This window comes from Capnocytophaga bilenii, from assembly GCF_017565765.1.
GTDB lineage: Bacteria > Bacteroidota > Bacteroidia > Flavobacteriales > Flavobacteriaceae > Capnocytophaga > Capnocytophaga bilenii.
Map to the genome: position 1 here is coordinate 118288 of NZ_JAGDYP010000008.1, position 19253 is coordinate 137540.

A 19253-nucleotide genomic window follows, 5' to 3' on the forward strand; every position below is an offset into this window, starting at 1 on the left:
ACAACTTTTACAACCAAACGAAAAATCAGGCGAGTTATTATATAGTTATTTTTCTTTTATATTCTTATATATCAATATATTATAAAATAAAAAAGAATAAAAAATAAAGAAAAAACAACCAAAAAAGCGGTTGTAAGTATGGTTGTAAGTTTTTGGGCAGTTGTAAGAATTCTTACAACCTTCACCTTACTAATTCTTCATTTTTTCCTCCATTAGCTGTATAATTTTATCTTTCAGGCTTGAATTTTCTTGCACCAGCCGTTTATTCTCTTCTTTCAGCTGCTGGCAGTCCTCTGTATTGTTTATGGTTTGTGTACAATCTTCAATAGGCTTATCCTTTAATATCTCTTTGAGCTCTGAAAAAGCTAAAATATTAGTGTCTAAATTTATAATATCAATTATAATTTTCTTTTGCTCTTGTGAAAAACTTTTTAAAACCTCTATATATTCTTCATTGTTTATATCCTTTAAAAGCTTCTTATTCCAATAATTTATATATCTTCTTATAGTTTCATCATCTTTTATAGATATTTTATTAGCATAATAAAGCGCAAATAAAATACTTCTTAACTTAAAAAATTCATCTTTAGTTAAGAAGGTATTATCCCTATAAAATTCAAAGCTAAGAGCAAAAAACATATCATGAATTTTTGTTATTTCAGATTTCATTTTAAGTTCTTCTTCTCTAAATTTGTCATTGACAATATTAGTTATTTCATCTTTAATTTTAATAATATTATAAATTTGCCAACCTAATAATATTGTAACTAAAATGGCTAAGACAGAAACAAGAAAGCTATTAGTATCTATTTGTGGAATAATAAAATTAGTTTTTATAATACAAAATGTGAGTACTGCAAATATGAATGCTGCTACTGAAAGTATTATTGATATATTCTTAACCATTATTTATTTAATATTTCCAAGTTATTATCGCCAAAAATAAGCTTCATCACCTGCTCCTTTTTATCTTTTTTAAGTTCAATCTGCAATACAGCTTTTACCTCATCATCGCTATTGTTCTGTTCACTATTAGGATAAGTAATAATGTCTTTTACATCTACCCCAAGAAAAATAGCAATTTGCAATAAACGTTCAATGGATAATTCTCTTCTACCCTTTTCTATAAGGCTATAACTACCCTGTTCTATCCCTAAATATTCCGCTACGTTTTGTTGTGTAAACCCTTTATTTGTACGGATTTTTAGAATATTCTTTAATATTTGTTCTTGTGTTATCATAATGTGCAAATTTAAATAATTAATAATCAACAACATATATTCTTTATGAAATAAATTATTGCAAAACAACATATTTTTTATTGCATATTGAAATATTATTTATATCTTTGCCCCCGTAAATGAGTACCAAAAGAGGCTTCCGTTTTAAGTTCCTCTTTTAGATAACAAATATACGAACTATTTACGACATTTAAAACAGAAACCTAAAAAAAAGAACGTTATGTACACAGAGAACACCCAAGAAAAAAACACAAATGACCTCAAACTTATTGCAAGGTTATCAATTAACTTGTACGACATTGATGACGAAAATGAAAGATTAACCATAGAATGCAATGATAGTATGTATAGTATAACCAGACTTACAAAAGCCCTAATCAATAATGCCGACAAAATGCAAGTGCGCACCACAGTTGCAATAATGGGTACTATAGTAAAAGTCTTTAAACAATACGTAAAACAATAGTACAAACCACAAAATTAATAAATAAGCAATGATACAATCACACACCATAACAGTAACCATAAAACCAGAGATAATAGCACAAATTGATGACACCGCTATCGCACACCTGCATATTAAAACCTCCGAAAATACCAGCACACTTAAAAAGTGGATACGCTATGGCAGCGACAAGCTCACCCATTATTCCTTCCTGATCGCCCTATCCGAAGTCTTTAGCCTACCCATTGAAGAGCTAGTACAAGTACACCGAAGCTAAAGCGAACACGTACCGAACACGCACCAATTGACATTAAAAGTTAAACATATACTGGATGTTAGTCAATGAAAGCCGTGCAACTGCGCAACCTTCACGCACGGCTTTCTTTTTATGCTAACACAACCTTTAAAAGACTACTCCAATGAACGACAATTTAGAACTCATAAAACAGCAACTTTGGGAAGCTACCAACTATGGTAGAGACTTCTTCCTCGATGAATTTGCCTCACAAATTGCAAACAATCGAGGGCGTATCAAAGGCTTTCGCGTGCGCCCCAATGACGACAATGGCTCCTGCCACCTATACCAACGCAACAGCACCTCACCCTATACTTTTACCGATTTTGGCGTATCAAACGAAGGATTAAACGCTATAGACTACCTAATGCAGCGCGACCATTGCACCGTATGGGAAGCCATAAAAAAACTATGCGCCTCCTACGGCGTATCACTCCCTGAAGGCAAAAAAATAGCCCCAAAAACCGAGTTTAGCAGCACACCCACCGAAGAAGTAGGCACTTGGAGCGTACAATTTGCCGATGATCTTAAAAATACCAAAGTAATACGCCGCCTATTCCCCTTCTACACCAAAGAACTCCTCGAACAATACAATTTTAAAGAAGTAATAAGCTATACAACCATAGGAATAAGCGACAAAGGAAAATACAAAAAAACAGTACAAGCCACCCCAGAATTCCCCATATTTGGCTACGACAAAGGCAACTATGTAAAACTATATCAGCCCTTTGCCGACAGAAAAGACATACACAACCCCAAACACCACTTCGTAGGAAATAAAACAGGAAAACGCATCATATATGGCTGGGACAGACTACAAAATTTAGTAGATATCGAAGAAATAAACGCCCTAAATGAAGAACTAAAAAACGCAAAAACCAAAGAAACACGCAACCAACTCACCTCACAAATCAACACCCTAAAGCTCGACAGCGTAATCATCGCTACAGGAGGAACCGACGGCATCAATATAGCCTCACTCGGCTACAACGTAATATGGTTCAACTCCGAAACAGAAGTAATCAATGCCGAAGAATACAACACCCTATCAATGATAGCCAAACGAATATATTACGTGCCCGATTTAGATACTACAGGCGTGCGCCAAGCCACCTATATAGCCGATACTTTCATCGACATACGACTCGTATGGCTGCCACAAGAACTCAAAAAAAATCGCAAAAAAGACTTTGCCGATTGGATACGCTCACTCCATACCGCAGGCGAAAATACAGTAAAAAACCTATTCAAACAAATGTTACAACAAGCCCTGAACTTCCGCTTTTGGAGCCTATCCGACAAAGGAACCGTACAATTTAGCCCCACCAAGGTAATACATTTTCTAAACCTGCAAGGCTATTACACCTACACCTCATCATACACCGAACTCAAAGAAGACGAATGCGATTTCGTAAGCCTCCAAAACGGCTGCATAAGCAAAGTAATATCCACCAATATAAAAAACTTCGTACTCCAATGGTTAGACAACAAAGTCTTTGTCGAAACCGTGCGAAACCGCGTATTCTCATCAGTAGCCTTTCAGCCCTCACACCTCAAAATGCTACCCCCATACACCAACGGAACGCCCCACTGCGGGCGCAATTTCCAATGGTATTTCTTCGCCAATAAAGCCGTAAAAATAGAAGCAAACACAATTGCCGAATACAACTATACCAACGCCCTACCAGTGCGCTATTGGCAAGAACAAATCATAAACCACCCCCTAAACATACAACCACCAGCCTTCCAAACCTATACAGACGAACAAGGACGCCTGCGCCTGCGCAATATCAACACCACAAGCGGATATTTTAAAGTACTTATCAATTCCAGCCGCATATATTGGGAACAAGACGCCTGCCCCAATACCGAAGAAGATTTACACCCATTCCAAATCACAAGCCCCAACCTCACCGATGAAGAAAATTACCTCCAAGAACTACACCTGCTCAACAAAATATATTGCGTAGGATACCTATTACACCAGCACAAACGCTCCTCCGAAGCCTATATCGTAATGGGTACAGACTACAAAGGAGGTGCAACCGCACGCGGTTCATACGGAGGTACTGGTAAATCATTCCTCGTCAATGGCGTACGCACAATGATAAAAAGCAAATACATTGACGGAAAAACCATAGGAAACGACAAATTCCCATTCGACAAAGTAGATGAACGCACCCGATTAGTATTCTTAGACGATATGAACTTCAACCAAGACTTCCGCGAATTTTACAACAAAGTAACTGGCGATTTTGAAGCTAATCACAAAGGAGGAAAAATACTATACATACCCTTTGAAAAAAGCCCAAAAATGGCAGCCACAACCAACTACGTACCCGATTTTGAAGAAAGCTCACTCGTACGCCGATTGCTATTTTATCAAAATTCCGACTATTACCACGCCAAAACACCCAAAAATAACTACCAATTTACACGAAAAATATCCGATAGCTTTGGCGGACGCGATATAATGGATAGCGATTGCTCTGAAGAAGAATGGAACGCCGATTATAACTTTATGCTCAATTGCCTACAATTCTTCCTCGCCTGCCCCAATAAAGTAGAAGCCCCATTACAAGCCCTCGAAAACCGAAGAGCCTTTATCAATATTGGCGACAACTTTATGGCATTTTTCAACGATTATTTTTCTAATACCGAAAACCTAAACAACTATATTAGCAGGCCCGAATTTAACCGTACCGCCTTAGAAGAAGTCGGAGGAAAATACCCTGCCAATCAAATATATAATAAGCTAAGCGAGTACTGCACAATGAAAGGCTGGGTACTCACCAAGGCACCCCGTAAAATCAACGGACAAAGCACCGTATGCTTTTATGTAGAAGCCGCCCCACAAGCCACCCCCATAGGCGCAAGCACCACACCGCACGCCCCAACACCCACAGCACCCACCTTCGACAACCTCGATGACGGCATAGATTTTTAACATTAAAAATTATAGAACAATGAATAAAACAATCCAAGAACTCGTCCCACTCATTCATCAGTGGGCAAAAGAAAGAGGAATTTTTGATAACCTCACCCCCTTTGACCAGCTCCTTAAGACCCACGAGGAGGTTGGCGAAGTTATCAAAGCGTGTTATGACGATGACCCCATCGCCATTCAGGACGCTATAGGCGATGTAATGGTAACACTCATCAACTACTGCTATTTTAAGAAAATAGACTTTGTAAAAGTCTATAAGCAAATTCAGTATGATGATAGTGAGGCTATAAACATATATTGCGCCTTAACCATAAATGATATAATTGCATTCTTTCTAAGAGATATAGCTTATAGTTCGTACAAACCACTAAAAGTAACAATATTCAGTACTGTAAGTAATATATTGAGAAACCTACAAAACATAACTATCAATAATAACACCTCCCTCGAGGTGTGCCTGAATATTGCTTACAACGAAATCAAAAACAGAACAGGAAAAATTATAAACGGCAAATTTGTAAAAGATGAAAAATAACGATTACCCCACTTGGCTTGTGTCCCCCGACATTGCCCAAGAGCTCAAAGCAATAGGCTTTCACAAATCTACAATGTTTTACCTAATAGACGCAAGCGGACAAATTCTATTAGACCTCAAAAATGGAGGTGAAAATTTATTTTGTGTTTATTCGTTAGATATTAAAGAATTTCTTATAGGTAATTACAATGAAGAAACTTTCAATGTATCAGGCTCTATATCTGCCCCCACTTGGGAACAAGTATTTGAGTGGTTTAGAGAAAAAGGTTTTAATGGTTGGATAGAATACCAAACATTGTATGAAAAATATATCCCCAAACTTGCAGTAAGAGAAGAATTTATATATATAAAAAAGAATAGAGGATATAAAACCTACGAAAAAGCCCGTGAAGCCCTCGTAAAAGCCCTCATACAAACCTATAAAAGTAAGCAATTATAAGCGAACACGCACCCCCAATTCAAAATTCAAAATTCATAATTCAAAATTCATATGATACACCCCGAAGAATTTGCCCGTGCTTTCTCCTATTGCGACAAGCACGGCATTGTAGTAGTAGGTTATGCCCTACCCAACAAAATAGACACCGTAGGTATCAAAATCACCATTAACGGACGCACACGCACCAGCGCACACACCTACACCAATAAAACCGTAGGCCCCAAGATACAAGAATTATACATCGAATTGTACCAGCGAGCCCTCAAACAAAATTCATAATTAAATATTACACTATGAAAGTCCTTAATTACGTAAAAACAAAAAAGCAACTCTATGAGCTATACCTTCATCAGTATAGCGAGAAGAAAATCCGCACCTACATCAATGATATTATTGCACAATATCGCCCCAATGAAGACAAAAGCAAGATCATAAGCCTACAAGAGTTCCTTACCTTTGTAGAGCTCTATGGCAAGCCCAAAGGCTATGCCCTATCTGACGAGCTCGAAGAAGAACTAAAAAACCAAAAATTAAAAGTATAAACCAACTATTTGCTAATTCGCAAATTATTTAGTACCTTTGCCATATACTAACAAAAAATACGGATATATTATGTCTTATACAATAACAATTACCAGTGACACCCCACAAGCCCTAAACTTTGTGAAATATGCAAAAACACTTGATTTTGTAAAAGTTACAAAATCAAAAAAAGCCCTTGCTGCACCCGATGATTTAGAGGAAGACGAAAATGGTATTCCCATTAAATATAGAGATGAAATAATGGCAATGTCCAAGCAAGCAAACCGAAATATGACAAAACGTTGGGAAGCTGCCATTGCTGCTAAAGAAACACAAAAAAAACAAAAAAAATGACCGTAATCTCCGATAGTAATATTATTTTTAGCTGTTTCTACAAACCAGAAGGAGCTATTGCTTCTATTTTGAAAGGTAAAAAGAAAAGAATACAATTTATAGCTCCTACTTATCTTTTAGAAGAAGTAAAAGAACATTTACCACAAATTATGGAAAGAAATAAGCTCACTAAAAAACAAGCTCTTTCTTTACTAAAAGAATTTACTAAAAACATTACCTTTTATGACTTAGACGATATAAAAAAGAAAAACAGAATAAAAGCAGCCAAAATAGCTAAAAACATAGATATAGATGACTATCTTTTTATCGCTTTGCACCTTGAAAAAGGGCATAAAATTTGGACTTGCGACAACGCCCTTGCCAAAGGTCTAAAAAAAGAAGGTTACGATATTTGTATTACTACCGAAGAGCTTAGAGCTCACCTCTACAAAAAGAAAAAATAACCCCCTAATCCTCAACCATTTATAAAAAACTTTTGCCCACAAGCGAAAGTTTTTTTTGCTTTTCGCTTACAACTTTCAAAAATTGTCGTACATTTGCAGCGTTCAAATCACTGCTGGACTTGTATCCAGCAAACACATATCAATAATATATATCCGTGAAGGTGTCGTATGCCCGTAATGGCATACATCTATGCGTACAGCAGTGATTTGAACAGCACCCACTCACGGATATTTTTATTTTTATATACAATGAAAACCGATAACGCAACAACCACAGCCCCAACCACCCAATTCTGCTACCCCGCCGAAGCAGTCAATCAGTACTTCCTAAGCCCTGCCTGCGTAGAAGATTTTGCCCGTACAATGCGGCTCTACAACCAAATCGTAGCCGAGTACTTTTTAGAAGAAGGTAACATACCATACGGCATAGCACGCGGGGTAAATTACCTCAATGCCTTCATCGAAGTGCTAAACCCCTATTTTACTAACCCTGAAAACAAGTAAGCCCTATGAAAGCACCAATGAAAACACTCACGATACAATATTACTTACCGAAAAATCGCACCGTAAAACACTACTTTCTTTTCGGTTGGTGTATCTACAAGCGCACCCTTAAAAAGTAATCACGAGCCCGCTAATAGCGGGCTTTTTTATGCAGTTTCCTACCCTATCTTTCCCGATACTACCCTATCCTGCCCGATCGTCCCCCTTGCCGCACCATAAGCACTATATTTGCCGAAATTTTAATTATATGACTGCTGCCGATATCAATAGTGCTTTACATCGCCAAGTGCGCACAGGTACCATTTACGATGCCTTTATGCCCCCGTCCGACTGCTCTTCAAAAAAGCTCGGCAACGGCGATACCGCTTTTGCCCTAAAACATATGGCAAAAACAGCACTCAAGTATCAGCACCAAACACGCACACTCACTACCAAGTTCTTTAGTGGCATTTCTCTACTTTCTTTGTGCAACGAGTTGCACCAATTCCTATTTTGGCATTTCCAATATGCCATAGACGGCGATAAACAGCTGCTACGCTCCCCAGCGTGCAGCTGGGTATCCCGTTTTGAAGGTATCGATTGCAAGTCGTACACCATATTTGCCAGCACCGTCCTACTCAATGCGGGCGTGCGCCATTATATGCGCCGCATAGTGCAAGCCTCCAATCCCAACGCCTTCACACACGTATATATAGTGGTGCCCAAAAACCAAACTACAGGCAGTTTAAGCAGCGGATATTACGTAATAGACGGCACTATCAACACAATGCAAGAACTACCATTTTTGCGCAAAGACGATTTGCAAGTAGGCGCAAGCTCCACCCCCAGTGCCAGCCCCATAAGCACACTGGGCGCACTCGCCGCTGCCGATACATCGCAAACAACAAGCAACGACACTGAAGTTAATGATTTAAACGATCAGCTTACTGAATTAATGAACCAAAGCTACAACTTAAGTAAAGAAGTAGCTCAAGAAACCGCTAATTATCACAACCAAGCTAATGTTGATAAAGTCAAAGCAATTGGTACAGCTACATCTACAGTTGCTTCAGCAGTTGTAGCTATCGGTACTAAAACGGCTCTTATATCCAACGCAGTGCCTGGCATTGGTACTGCAATAGGTTTATGTTTGGCTGCTGTTACATCGGTAGTAGCCCTTGCAATTATGATGTGGGGCAACCCGTGTGCAGGTGCATTCTATACTTCCAATTTTATTAATGAAAATCTGAAGCGTTTTTTCTATGACAAATTCCGAAATACAGTCAAGGAAATAGAAAACAAATTAGCACAAGGTGTAGAAGCTGCTGCTATAACATCAATAAACCACATTATTCGTGAAGTAGATTTAGGCGTGGCACACTATAGGCACGAATGCAAAATTCATAATCAAAAATGCAGTTCCGATACTCTTTTAAGTTACAAGGATTTTGTTGATAGTATAAAGTCAGCTGTAGATGAGTTGTTGCAAGTTTTGGTTTTAAAGTTAAAAGAAAATTATAATGTTCAGATAATAGAGAAACAAGCTGACACATCAGCTCGTAGCTGGTACTTTATCGTGCCCGCAAGCCGTAATGCAATACGAGCTTCATTCAGATACTTACAAGTAGAGCCTAATAAGCAACAAATAGGAGCTTATCCTTATCAATATGAAGAAACGTTTATACGCTGGTTAGATGACCAAGCAACTACGATTGCTATAAAATATGGTAGCGAAAAAGCAAATGCTTATAAATCTGAAATGCTACCTTTCAACGAAAAAATAAGTACCATAAGGGATAACGTTTGGCTGCCCGTAATTACACGATATAACCTCGAACGCCCGTTGCAATTGCAGCAACAAAAAATATATCTTAAGTACGAGCAAGAATATGCTCAACAATTAAAAGATGAAGAGCAAGAAGCGTTAAGGGCGTATCGTGAGAGTAATAAGAATTTTTGGAAAGACTTACAAAAGCTGCGAGCTCAACGCCTCAACGATGAGAGAAAATCTTTTGATAATATAAAAAAAATAGCACAAATAACCGCCGATGATAAAGCTAAGTTGCAGGATAAAAAAACAATACAACTTGCACTTGTTGGGGTTCTCGGTATAGGAGTTATCTACGCTATGAGTAACAATAATAAAAAATAAATCTTATGTTTGACAAATACGAACAACGAAGAGGAGGATATGTATTTAATACCTCTCTCAACTCACCCTGCTTAGGTTTAGGAGGGTGTGATAACCACAGAGCCCGTGCTGAACAACAGGAAGCTATAGAACGCTCGTTCCCTGCCAAAATTAGTGAGATAGAGCGACAAATAAAAGAAATAAAAACGGGGGCTCAACAAAAGGAATTTGCATTGCTTGTACAAAAACAGGAAGCGTTGCAACAAACACTTATAAAACTAACTTCACAAGCTGAAAAACTCAAACTTACAGCCGATGCTTGGGAGAATACTCCTAAAGAACAAGCTAATGCCGAAGGACTCAGCGGTTTGGGATGGTTTGGAAAGAGACTGTGGAATAAAGCCTTTTCGTGTGAGCATTATGAGGAAAGATTAAATGAAAGTATTGAGCGTACCCGCCCGTTAGAGCAAAAACTCTCTTCAGTTAGCACCACATTAGATAATTTAAAAGCACAATTTTCAGTAGAAAATCTTCAGAAACAAAAAAACGCTATACAAGTATTAGAAAAGAGTATTTCAGAGAAAAAAGAATTAATTAAAAGTTATGAAAAACGAATTTCCGATGCCCGTATCTCCTTCCAAGCTAACAAAGACGCTGAAAGGTTAGCCCTCGACCGTGAAGCACAAGAAGCAGCTGCAAAAAAGGCTGCTGAAAATGCAGCGGCAAGCAATTCTAAAACCTCTAAAACGATAATTTTAGTAGGTATTGCTTTAGTAGGAGGGTATTTCCTGCTGAAAAAAAATAAATCTTAATAACAAACATTATGGCTGCCATTGATTATGTAAATGCAGGGCTTGATATATTAGAGCAAGGAGCTAATGTATATAACTCATTCAGAGGCGAAAGTAATAGTAGCAATGAAGGAAACGTTATTCACAACGAAAATCATTACCATATTACCAAGTCTCCTGAAGAGATTGCTATTGAAAAAGAAAAGCTGGAACTACAACGACAGCGAAATAGTTTTGATTATGCAACAAAAAGAAGTCAGCACGCTGAAGACATCAGGACGCAACGAAAACTCACCGACAAAATTACTGATAAAAAAGAGGATAACACTCACTTGTATATGCTCGGAGGTATTATATTAATAGGAATGCTATTTACAATAATAAAAAAATAATTAAAAAATATGGAAAGTAAATTACCTATATACCAATTAGCAGCCCCCAGCCTCAATGGCTGCAGTACTTGCAATGCAGGTATGGGGCTAAGTTTAATAAAACGGGACACTGCACGCCAGCAAGCTCGCCAACAGCAGCGGGAGATAGTTAGGCAGGAACGCACCACACGTAGAGAGCAACGAAAAGCTGAACGTGCGGCTCGCCGTGAAAAATACGGGAGCTGGTTAGAACGTAACAATGTCAATGTAGATAGTGTAATAGGTCGAGTTAATGACTTGTTAGATGTCGCAGGGGGTGTTGCTAACGTTATTAATATGTACAAGGGAGGGCGTCCTATCTCAGTAGATGGTCGCCAGATAAGTCAGGAAGAGGCTCGACAACTCTACGAAGCTGCACAAGCTAAACAAGAAGGACGGTTGGAAGACTACGTAGAAGATAAGGTTTATTATACTGATAATAACAGTAATAACTTTATGCAACAATATTTACAAAAAAAATTACTTTCAGACGCCGATGCTCCTAAGGACAACACCGCACTTTATATCGGTTTAGGTCTCGGAGGCGTGGCAGTACTCGCCCTATTATTTATGGTAATGAATAAAAAGTCATAGTTTTCTGCCCAATACTACCCTATCCTTCCCGATAGTGCCCGATCGTCCCCCTCCTCATTTGCCCTATATGTATCTTTGCCACAGAATTACAACAATCTATAAACCTTTTAAAAATCTTAATAACAATGAAGATAGACCAAAAATCAATAACCGATAGCGGCGTATTTGCCGCAAGTGCCCTCGCAGGAGGTATGGCAGGGCGTGTAGTAGCCGACAAGCTCAAAGAGACCATAAAAAAGACTGCCATTCGTCACGGCTTGTTAGGGCTTGTTGGCGTAGCCGTTGCTGCCCTTGCTACTCCTAAAGATATGGCTGGTAAAGCAATGCAAGGCGCAGGCGTAGGCTTAGCAGCCGCACAATTTACTGACGCACTAAAAGCTATACTTACCGATGATGGTAAGAAACCTTTTAAAGACGACAGCATAATGAAGCCAGCCTTAGGAGCTCCCGAAAGCGAAACCGTGTATGTTACCGTGCCACAACACGAGTACTACCCTTATGAAGATGTACCCAGCAACACCAGTACCCAAGCCGTAGGCTTCCTATCTGCTGCCGACTATTTCGCTGAAAGCTAATCTTCAGTATTCACTAATTTGTATAACTAATAAAAATCATAAAACAATGAACGAATTTTACAACAACGAAGAACAATATACCCGTGTAGCCACCTTTTTGGCGCGCCAAGCCGCTAAATTCGGACTTACCCCCGAAGCTATGGGGCGTATGAAACCTACAGGCAGCGAATTGTACATTCGCTCTCAATTCAATGCAGGGGGCAACGTGCCTTTGCTCAATGGTAATAGTACCCAAGAAGTAGGGGTAACCAACTTTGACGGCAACCGTTTGGACAACGGACGCTTTTTCGTGGCACAAGCCGTTACTATCAAGTATGGCGAAGCAGCAGCCGGCAAAAAAGTATGGGAAGTAAATTACAACAAAGCACTTCCACCCGAGCTATTAGCTTCACACTTTGTGGCACGCCAAAACGGCGAGGTAATCATCAAGTTGCCAATTGTAAGTATTGACAATGCGAAGAATTCTGACGAATATTATCGCAAGTTAGGTTACTTGGCTATATTCGAGCCTACACAAACCATTGATGTAACCATTGAAACTCCTCAAGGTAGTGTTATCACACCAGCAGTGAGTGGCGACAAATCATTCGTTGAAGTATTGATACAAGGTTTTGAAACCTATGTAAAACGATAGTGTTTTTTTCAATGTTAGTATTTTGGCTATATGCTACCAGTTCGCTGGTAGCATTATAGCAATTATAACTCAATAATAATTTAATAATGACAAGTAGTATAATCACCAATAGGGTAAAAGTACATATCCCAGCAGGGCAAAGGGCTCAAACCGAATATGTAACGCTCGAGAAGGGTAAATGTGTAGGGGTACATTATATCCCTTTTAGCGATGAACGCCCCGCTTTTCCTGTTGAAATGAGTGTGCGTGACCCACAGAGTAATACCATTATAGAGCCTGCCGACTACCGCGATTTTCAGCACAAAGGAGGCGGTTATATTCAGGGTATGAAACAAGTAGGCTTTGAGACTAACAACAACAAGTTTCAAGTATCCTTGCTTGCCGATAATGCCCTTACACAAGATTTTACAGGTGAATTACTATTCACCATACAGCGCAATGTAACTTGTAACCAAGAATAACAATGAAAGGACTATTAAACGGCATTCGTATTACGGGCGACATCGTCTTTGATTTTTTCAACGACACCCATCAGCGTGGTGTGATTAGTTTTAGTCTGAAAAATACAGGGCAAACAACTTTGATAATTGATGATGATGTAAGGGAAGAAATAGCTCCTGGTCAATTCTTCTTTATTGAAAGCAATGTTGCGTTAGTAAATACCGCTTTTCGGATAGCCTTTAAAAATGAAGCTGGTAAAACTAACGAAGCCATTATCAGGTATATAGTGCCCTTAGAATAATACTTAAAAATATGGAATTGGTAGAAAGAATAGAGAAATTTCTAAATGAAAGCACAGAGCACGCTATAGCAGTGAGCAAAGGGGACGCTCGCCTTAGCAAGAGTACAGGGCGTAAGTTTCTGTTTAGCTTGAGCGACATTAATAGCCTATATGGTTCAGTAAATAGCTTTATTAATCAGCTACCCGTTAGTGGCTTTACTGGCGAGGTTACTATAGACCTACATAAGTTGCGCCCCGATCGTAAGTCTTACAAAATAGATACGCTAATGATAAACTTTAAACCTAAAGATTTAAGTGCTGCTGAGGGGCTGCCGCAAACCTCACAAATTGTGCCCGCCCCTACTGCTGCACTACCTGCTAATATGGCGGCTCCCGTGTCCTATCCTGCTGGTTTAGGATATACGCCCGTGCTGCATACCGATTGGATACAAAGCAAGGTTATTGAAGAGCGTTATCGTGATTTGCAGCGTGATAATGACGATTTGCGTGAGCAAAACAAAGATTTGCGTAGCCAAGTACGCACCCTGAATGAAGAAAAAGCAAGCCTACGGCTACAACTCGACACAGCTGATAAAAAACACGAATTGCAGCTAAAAGAGGAGCTTTTAAACAAAAAAGGCTTCTACGAAAGCCCCGCATTTGAAAAAATTACGGACGCTATGGGTGCTATATTGCCTATGGTAGCCGAGCGTTATATGGGAGGCTCTGCTGCCGCTGCTGCAACGCCAGCCCTTGCCGCTGCCGATTTGTCGCCCGTAAAACGAGAATTTCTCAATATTATTAGCCAGCCCAGTGTTACCGATGAACAAATTAACGCATTATATACCTATCTAAATGCCTTACAAAATGAAACAGCAATACCTCAATAAATTAGCTCAATTAGATGAGAAAGTATTAGAACGCTTATCCTCACTTGTCGATAACAAAACTGCTATCAGTTATTTCAGTAGTGATATACTTTGGATAGGTGTAAAAAAATTTCTTAAAATAAAATGAAACAACAACAATTAGGTTCGGTAGGTGAAGTCATCGCTCAATCTGCCGTCAAAAACAATCAAAAGGCTATCACTACATCAATCAACATCGGGTTTGTATTAGTAGGGGTAGCCATTGTTGGTTTAGGAATGGGCGCATTTTACAAGCTCTATTGGGAAAATCGTTTCCGAAAGCTAAAACACGATCCCAACAAAAAACCAAGCAACGTATCGCCTTCCGCTGCCAAAGCCAAAGCACAAGCCCTATACACCGCTATGAAAGGTATGGGTACTAACCTACAAGTAGTAAAAAACAATCTTACAGGCGTGAATTACAATGGCTGGGTAGATGTTTATAATGCTTTTGGCAAACGCTCTGGCAGCCTGAACTTCTCGCTGGGTAATAGCGGCGACGAAGATTTGATTGAGTTCCTGCAAGGAGATTTATCCGAAAATGAATTGAAAGACTTGCGCCGCCTTATGGGTGCTGACGCACAAAACGCTTTTTAATTGATAAAAAATGAAAGTAACTAAAAAAACAGCATACATTATAGCGGGCGTATCGCTCGTGGGGCTCGGTGCTTTAGCTTACTTCTTGTTTAAGCCCGAAAAAGGTAGCTATATACAAGAAGAAGCCGAAAAAACACCCGATAACAGCCCTTCGTTCAGGCAGGAACTAAAACAGTACCGCAATAGCAAGGAGGTCAAAGAATTGTGCCGCTCGTTGTTGCTGGTGATGAATAAAACGGGTATGATAAACAAAGAACAGGTAAAAGAGCTTATCAACCAAGTGCCGTCCGACTATCATATGAAAGAATTTAAGGAGTATTTTGCTTGCCACCTCTATCAGGGTAGTATGTTTTCAAAAAACAGACGCCTCGATTTAGCTGGCTGGTTAGAAGAAAGTCTTTCTTCCGATGACTTTAATTCTATCCTGAAAAAGTACCCTACCCTCAATTATCGTATAATTTGTAAATAACACGCTATGAATACAATCACACAAAATCCTCAAACAGGCGCAACCGTTCAGGTTGGTATGATAGACGTGTATAACCCGCAATGTCCAATGAACACGCAAAGAATACAAATATTAGACGCTAAAACGCAACAGCCCTTAGCAGGTGCGCATATCGTTAATAGAAGCATTACCCCTATAGCGGGTACTACTTCCGACAATAACGGCTATTTTTTGATGAAAAACCTAACCGTTAAAGATATTAGCAATCAAATTGAAGTAAGCTATATAGGCTACACCACACAACGCCTTACTGTTAAGGTACTGCAAGGGGTAAGCACTATAGGGCTACAACCCAACACTACCCAATTGGAAGAAGTAACCGTAACTGGCAGCCTCAATGAAAAAGTAAAAACCAGCAGTAAGTGGTTATGGGGAGGCTTATTAGTGCTGGCAGGGGGCTTAATCTATGCTTTTAGCCGCAAAGAAAAACCAAAAAAAGTAAATGTTTAACCTAAAAAACTACGCAAAATGGTAGGAAAATTTGTACAAATAATCAATAACAACAATAACAATAGCAGCGGTGGCAATAGCTCTAATGCTACATTAGGTATCCGAAACCCTATTGCTCTTAGTACTATCAACAACGAACTAAAGCCTCGTCCTGATGATTTAGAAAATGACCCACGCGGGCGCATTGTAGTAAGCGATGACCCTAGCCCCTTCGTCATAAAAATTGCTGACGATGACGCTGAATATAAAGTCTTAATCAATAAAGGACAAGCTACATTAAATACACAAGGAAAGCCTACGATAGGAAAAGCCGTGCTTCCTTATTCTGGCGATAAGTTCTTTCTTCTGCATATTATTGTTTTTGATAAAGTCGTTAATATATTCCAAGAAGAATATTCTAATTCTGTTGTTTCATTATCTCAATAATCAATAAATAAAAAACTCAATCAATGAATAAAATAACTGTTGCTATCTGTATCCTTTTCGTTTTTTATATCTTAGTGTTTCTGTTAATCTTAGCCGATTTTTGGAGTGGTACGCGTAAGGCTCGTGCCTACGGCGTTAAGCCCACCTCCTACGGCTACAGACGAACGATTAATAAAATTGCTGAATATTACAACGTACTTATTGCCCTTACTATTATAGACGGTATGCAAATGATTGCCGTATGGTACGCCGAGAAATACTATAACTATACCTTGTTTTTCTTTCCCTTTTTCACTTTTGTAATCACCATTATCATCAGTATTACCGAATTTAAATCTATCTACGAAAGAGCCAAAGATAAAGTACGGTTAGATAAAGCTGGAGTGGTTCTCGGTCAGATTATAGACCACAGAGACGATTTACAAAAAGCCTTAGACGATATTGGTGTATATATGCAAACCCCCGAAGAAAAAACTGAAGAAAAGCCCGTGAAAAAGAAAAAACATAAACCACGCAAGGCTGTAGTAGCCCTTATTTTATTACTGCCCTTGTTTTTTGTAGGCTGCAAGCTACCCAAGCAAGCCACCCAAGAGCAGCACACCATAACCATAGTGCAACACGACACCCTTGTCGTAGAGCGCACCCTCCCACTCACCGACACCCTCTATATCAACGTGCCCCAAATTCGCACCATACAGCCCCAATGCGACAGCATTTGCAACCACGAAATAAAACTACTACTACAACGCCTAAACACCACTAAAAAAGCAGGAAATAACCAATACGGCATCTATTACGATGCCTACCGCAATCAGCTTGTTTTATACCAGCACTTAGCCCAGCAACTCAACACCTATCGCAATCGTATAGCCCAGCTAAAAGAAGAAAAATCACAAGTAAAAGTTATCCAAAAAACCTATTACCCACGTTGGCTACTCATCACTGCCATAGCAGGCATTGCAACCACAATCATAGTCCTATTTTTCAAACGATAAAACAATAAACCTATGAAAGCAAAATATCTAATCATCGGAGGCATCACCATAGCTGCCATAGCTCTAATGAGTTTTACCAAAGCCAAAGTAAATCAGGCAAAAGAACTGTTTTCAAAGATACTCATTCGTACAAGTATCCCACATATACACACCCTTACGTTTAATTATTTACTTGTATATTTAGACCTTACCTTAGAAAATCCCACTGCACAAGATTTTACAGCCTCCAGCGGTGGGGCTATTCAGGCTAAAGTATTACGGGTATTTATTGGTAACAAACTATTAGCACACGCTTCGCTGCAAAGCCTTTCAAAGATAGAGATAGCAGCAGGAGGTTTGTTTGAAATCAAAGATATAGAAATTAAGCTCCCAACAATGAACCTTCTCACCACGCTCAACGACACCGCAGGAGGCGTTCAAGGGCTCACCAATTTGTTTAATAAAGACAATCGCCAGCAGCAGCTGCAAGCCCTAAAAACCAACAGCGAGCAAATATTAAAACAACTACGCTATGAAGTAGATGTAGAACTCTTAGGCTCATTATTCACAATCAGTAAAAAAGTATTCTAATGAAAGATTTTCGCAACACCCAATACGCTGCAGGCATACGCCGCAACAATCCCGGCAACATTCGCAGCACCCCCACCCAGTGGCAAGGCAAAGACACCGCCCACACAAGCCCCTTCGAGCAGTTTATCACTATCGAGCACGGTTTGCGAGCCCTAATGATCAATGCCCACACCCTTGCCACCCGCGATGGTTATAACACCATTGCCAAGCTCATCACCAAGTGGGCACCCCCACACGAAAACAACACACAAGCCTATATCAACCACGTGTGTAAGGCATTACAAACATCACCCAACGAGCCCATAGCCTTTACAATGAGTTTCTATATAGCCCTTGCCAAAGCCATAGCACAAATGGAGTGCGGCAAAGACTATTTGTTAATTCCTGAAAGCAGCTATACCGAAGCCTACGCAATGCTACCAATCAGCAAAAAAACAGACGCTATAAAAAAAAACTAATCATCAGTAGCGGCGTTTTAATACTCTTAGGTAGTGCCTATTTATTATATCGTTTTAGTCGTAAAAAGCATCTAAAAACCAAATAAAAATGCAAATCACACCACATTTCCACATCAAAGAGTTCAATTGTAAAGACGGCACACACGTCCCCAATCAGTATATGCCCAACGTAAAAGCCCTTGCACAACAGTTAGAAGTACTTAGGGCAGCATTAGGCAATAAACCAATTATCATTACCAGCGGATACCGTACCCCAGCACACAACAAAAAAGTAGGAGGCGCAGACAATTCACAACACCTCACTGCCAGTGCTGCCGACATCGTAGTCAAAGGCGTACCCCCCGAGCAAATCGCAGCCACCCTACAACAGCTTATTACAGCAGGCAAAATAAAAGAAGGAGGCGTAGGCTTGTATGACAACTTCGTACATTACGACATTCGTGGTACAGCCGCACGCTGGGACAACCGAAAAAAAAAAGTAAATACCCTACCAGCCAATACCCCGAATAGCGAAGGCAACGAAGATTTACAAAGCGAGCAACTCACCCCCGTAGATAACGGCAAAAGCCAATATTTTCCCTACCTAATAGCCGCAGGGGTAATTGTACTACTTGCAGGAGGCTATTATCTATATAAACACAAAGGTAAAAAATGAAAAAGAAAACTACCAACAAGCCCGCACCACAAGCCAAAGACGCACATTATTGGCAAATTTCTATAGCATTATCCGCTATCAACGTACTAATAATGCTCTATCAGATAAATCGAAAATAATCATTAG

Annotated in this window: 31 protein-coding genes; 29 read left to right on the top strand and 2 right to left on the bottom strand. The window is 39.4% G+C overall.

Annotated features, from left to right (window positions below):
- Window positions 1-189 precede the first annotated feature (189 nt).
- Both J4N46_RS10490 and J4N46_RS10495 read right to left on the bottom strand, forming a co-directional pair.
- Window positions 190-906 carry a hypothetical protein gene (locus J4N46_RS10490; protein ID WP_208059241.1) on the bottom strand — a complete coding sequence of 239 codons (717 nt, stop codon included), beginning with the start codon at window positions 904-906 and terminating at the stop codon, window positions 190-192.
- Window positions 906-1241, bottom strand: coding sequence for a helix-turn-helix domain-containing protein (locus J4N46_RS10495; protein WP_208059242.1), 336 nt, complete (start codon window positions 1239-1241; stop codon window positions 906-908). Before J4N46_RS10495 ends, J4N46_RS10490 begins: the two co-directional genes overlap by 1 nt.
- 220 nt (window positions 1242-1461) lie before the next feature.
- Between J4N46_RS10495 and J4N46_RS10500 the strand changes: the two genes are divergently transcribed.
- The 29 genes from J4N46_RS10500 (at window position 1462) to J4N46_RS12870 (ending at window position 19246) form a co-directional block, all read left to right on the top strand.
- Entirely contained in the window at window positions 1462-1707 is a 246-nt protein-coding gene (locus J4N46_RS10500) for a hypothetical protein (protein ID WP_208059243.1), read from the top strand.
- Between the two features lie 28 nt (window positions 1708-1735).
- Window positions 1736-1963 (top strand): hypothetical protein, encoded by a 228-nt coding sequence (locus tag J4N46_RS10505; RefSeq protein ID WP_208059244.1) that lies wholly within the window; start codon window positions 1736-1738, stop codon window positions 1961-1963.
- Window positions 1964-2105: 142 nt separating this feature from the next.
- Window positions 2106-4928, top strand: coding sequence for a hypothetical protein (locus tag J4N46_RS10510; protein WP_208059245.1), 2823 nt, complete (start codon window positions 2106-2108; stop codon window positions 4926-4928).
- Between the two features lie 19 nt (window positions 4929-4947).
- Window positions 4948-5463 (top strand): MazG-like family protein, encoded by a 516-nt coding sequence (locus J4N46_RS10515; protein WP_208059246.1) that lies wholly within the window; start codon window positions 4948-4950, stop codon window positions 5461-5463.
- Window positions 5453-5902 (top strand): hypothetical protein, encoded by a 450-nt coding sequence (locus tag J4N46_RS10520; protein ID WP_208059247.1) that lies wholly within the window; start codon window positions 5453-5455, stop codon window positions 5900-5902. The genes J4N46_RS10515 and J4N46_RS10520 overlap by 11 nt, the downstream gene beginning before the upstream one ends.
- Before the next feature lie 51 nt (window positions 5903-5953).
- Entirely contained in the window at window positions 5954-6181 is a 228-nt protein-coding gene (locus J4N46_RS10525) for a hypothetical protein (protein ID WP_208059248.1), read from the top strand.
- Window positions 6182-6195: 14 nt separating this feature from the next.
- On the top strand, window positions 6196-6444 hold the full coding sequence (locus J4N46_RS10530) for a hypothetical protein (protein ID WP_208059249.1): 249 nt from the start codon (window positions 6196-6198) through the stop codon (window positions 6442-6444).
- 70 nt (window positions 6445-6514) lie between these two features.
- Complete coding sequence (locus J4N46_RS10535; RefSeq protein ID WP_208059250.1) at window positions 6515-6778, top strand: glutaredoxin-2 domain protein; 264 nt, start codon at window positions 6515-6517, stop codon at window positions 6776-6778.
- Window positions 6775-7221, top strand: a complete 447-nt coding sequence (locus J4N46_RS10540) for a PIN domain-containing protein (protein WP_208059251.1) — start codon at window positions 6775-6777, stop codon at window positions 7219-7221. The genes J4N46_RS10535 and J4N46_RS10540 overlap by 4 nt, the downstream gene beginning before the upstream one ends.
- A gap of 249 nt (window positions 7222-7470) precedes the next feature.
- A complete protein-coding gene (locus J4N46_RS10545; RefSeq protein WP_208059252.1) occupies window positions 7471-7725 on the top strand; it encodes a hypothetical protein in 255 nt (84 codons plus the stop codon).
- A 247-nt stretch (window positions 7726-7972) separates the two neighbouring features.
- Entirely contained in the window at window positions 7973-9856 is a 1884-nt protein-coding gene (locus J4N46_RS10550; RefSeq protein ID WP_208059253.1) for a hypothetical protein, read from the top strand.
- A 5-nt stretch (window positions 9857-9861) separates the two neighbouring features.
- Window positions 9862-10647 (top strand): hypothetical protein, encoded by a 786-nt coding sequence (locus J4N46_RS10555; protein ID WP_208059254.1) that lies wholly within the window; start codon window positions 9862-9864, stop codon window positions 10645-10647.
- A gap of 11 nt (window positions 10648-10658) precedes the next feature.
- On the top strand, window positions 10659-11018 hold the full coding sequence (locus J4N46_RS10560) for a hypothetical protein (protein WP_208059255.1): 360 nt from the start codon (window positions 10659-10661) through the stop codon (window positions 11016-11018).
- A 9-nt stretch (window positions 11019-11027) separates the two neighbouring features.
- The gene (locus J4N46_RS10565; RefSeq protein ID WP_208059256.1) at window positions 11028-11630 is read left to right on the top strand and encodes a hypothetical protein; all 603 of its coding nucleotides are present in this window, start codon (window positions 11028-11030) and stop codon (window positions 11628-11630) included.
- 125 nt (window positions 11631-11755) lie between these two features.
- Complete coding sequence (locus tag J4N46_RS10570) at window positions 11756-12205, top strand: hypothetical protein (RefSeq protein ID WP_208059257.1); 450 nt, start codon at window positions 11756-11758, stop codon at window positions 12203-12205.
- A gap of 46 nt (window positions 12206-12251) precedes the next feature.
- The gene (locus J4N46_RS10575; RefSeq protein WP_208059258.1) at window positions 12252-12839 is read left to right on the top strand and encodes a hypothetical protein; all 588 of its coding nucleotides are present in this window, start codon (window positions 12252-12254) and stop codon (window positions 12837-12839) included.
- Window positions 12840-12925: 86 nt separating this feature from the next.
- The gene (locus J4N46_RS10580) at window positions 12926-13300 is read left to right on the top strand and encodes a hypothetical protein (protein ID WP_208059259.1); all 375 of its coding nucleotides are present in this window, start codon (window positions 12926-12928) and stop codon (window positions 13298-13300) included.
- Window positions 13301-13302: 2 nt separating this feature from the next.
- Window positions 13303-13581 (top strand): hypothetical protein, encoded by a 279-nt coding sequence (locus J4N46_RS10585; RefSeq protein WP_208059260.1) that lies wholly within the window; start codon window positions 13303-13305, stop codon window positions 13579-13581.
- 11 nt (window positions 13582-13592) lie between these two features.
- The gene (locus tag J4N46_RS10590; protein WP_208059261.1) at window positions 13593-14450 is read left to right on the top strand and encodes a hypothetical protein; all 858 of its coding nucleotides are present in this window, start codon (window positions 13593-13595) and stop codon (window positions 14448-14450) included.
- The gene (locus J4N46_RS10595) at window positions 14428-14577 is read left to right on the top strand and encodes a hypothetical protein (protein WP_208059262.1); all 150 of its coding nucleotides are present in this window, start codon (window positions 14428-14430) and stop codon (window positions 14575-14577) included. Before J4N46_RS10590 ends, J4N46_RS10595 begins: the two co-directional genes overlap by 23 nt.
- Window positions 14574-15065: a hypothetical protein gene (locus J4N46_RS10600; RefSeq protein ID WP_208059263.1), complete on the top strand. Its 492-nt coding sequence runs from the start codon at window positions 14574-14576 to the stop codon at window positions 15063-15065. Before J4N46_RS10595 ends, J4N46_RS10600 begins: the two co-directional genes overlap by 4 nt.
- Window positions 15066-15075: 10 nt before the next feature.
- Complete coding sequence (locus J4N46_RS10605) at window positions 15076-15534, top strand: hypothetical protein (RefSeq protein WP_208059264.1); 459 nt, start codon at window positions 15076-15078, stop codon at window positions 15532-15534.
- 6 nt (window positions 15535-15540) lie between these two features.
- Window positions 15541-16023: a carboxypeptidase-like regulatory domain-containing protein gene (locus J4N46_RS10610; RefSeq protein ID WP_208059265.1), complete on the top strand. Its 483-nt coding sequence runs from the start codon at window positions 15541-15543 to the stop codon at window positions 16021-16023.
- An 18-nt stretch (window positions 16024-16041) separates the two neighbouring features.
- Window positions 16042-16449, top strand: a complete 408-nt coding sequence (locus J4N46_RS10615) for a hypothetical protein (protein ID WP_208059266.1) — start codon at window positions 16042-16044, stop codon at window positions 16447-16449.
- A 23-nt stretch (window positions 16450-16472) separates the two neighbouring features.
- Window positions 16473-17444, top strand: a complete 972-nt coding sequence (locus tag J4N46_RS10620; RefSeq protein WP_208059267.1) for a hypothetical protein — start codon at window positions 16473-16475, stop codon at window positions 17442-17444.
- Between the two features lie 12 nt (window positions 17445-17456).
- On the top strand, window positions 17457-18014 hold the full coding sequence (locus tag J4N46_RS10625; protein WP_208059268.1) for a hypothetical protein: 558 nt from the start codon (window positions 17457-17459) through the stop codon (window positions 18012-18014).
- Window positions 18014-18472: a hypothetical protein gene (locus J4N46_RS10630; RefSeq protein WP_208059269.1), complete on the top strand. Its 459-nt coding sequence runs from the start codon at window positions 18014-18016 to the stop codon at window positions 18470-18472. The genes J4N46_RS10625 and J4N46_RS10630 overlap by 1 nt, the downstream gene beginning before the upstream one ends.
- Window positions 18473-18560: 88 nt before the next feature.
- The gene (locus J4N46_RS10635; protein WP_208059270.1) at window positions 18561-19127 is read left to right on the top strand and encodes a YcbK family protein; all 567 of its coding nucleotides are present in this window, start codon (window positions 18561-18563) and stop codon (window positions 19125-19127) included.
- On the top strand, window positions 19124-19246 hold the full coding sequence (locus J4N46_RS12870) for a hypothetical protein (protein ID WP_262897144.1): 123 nt from the start codon (window positions 19124-19126) through the stop codon (window positions 19244-19246). The genes J4N46_RS10635 and J4N46_RS12870 overlap by 4 nt, the downstream gene beginning before the upstream one ends.
- The last annotated feature ends 7 nt before the right edge of the window (window positions 19247-19253 follow it).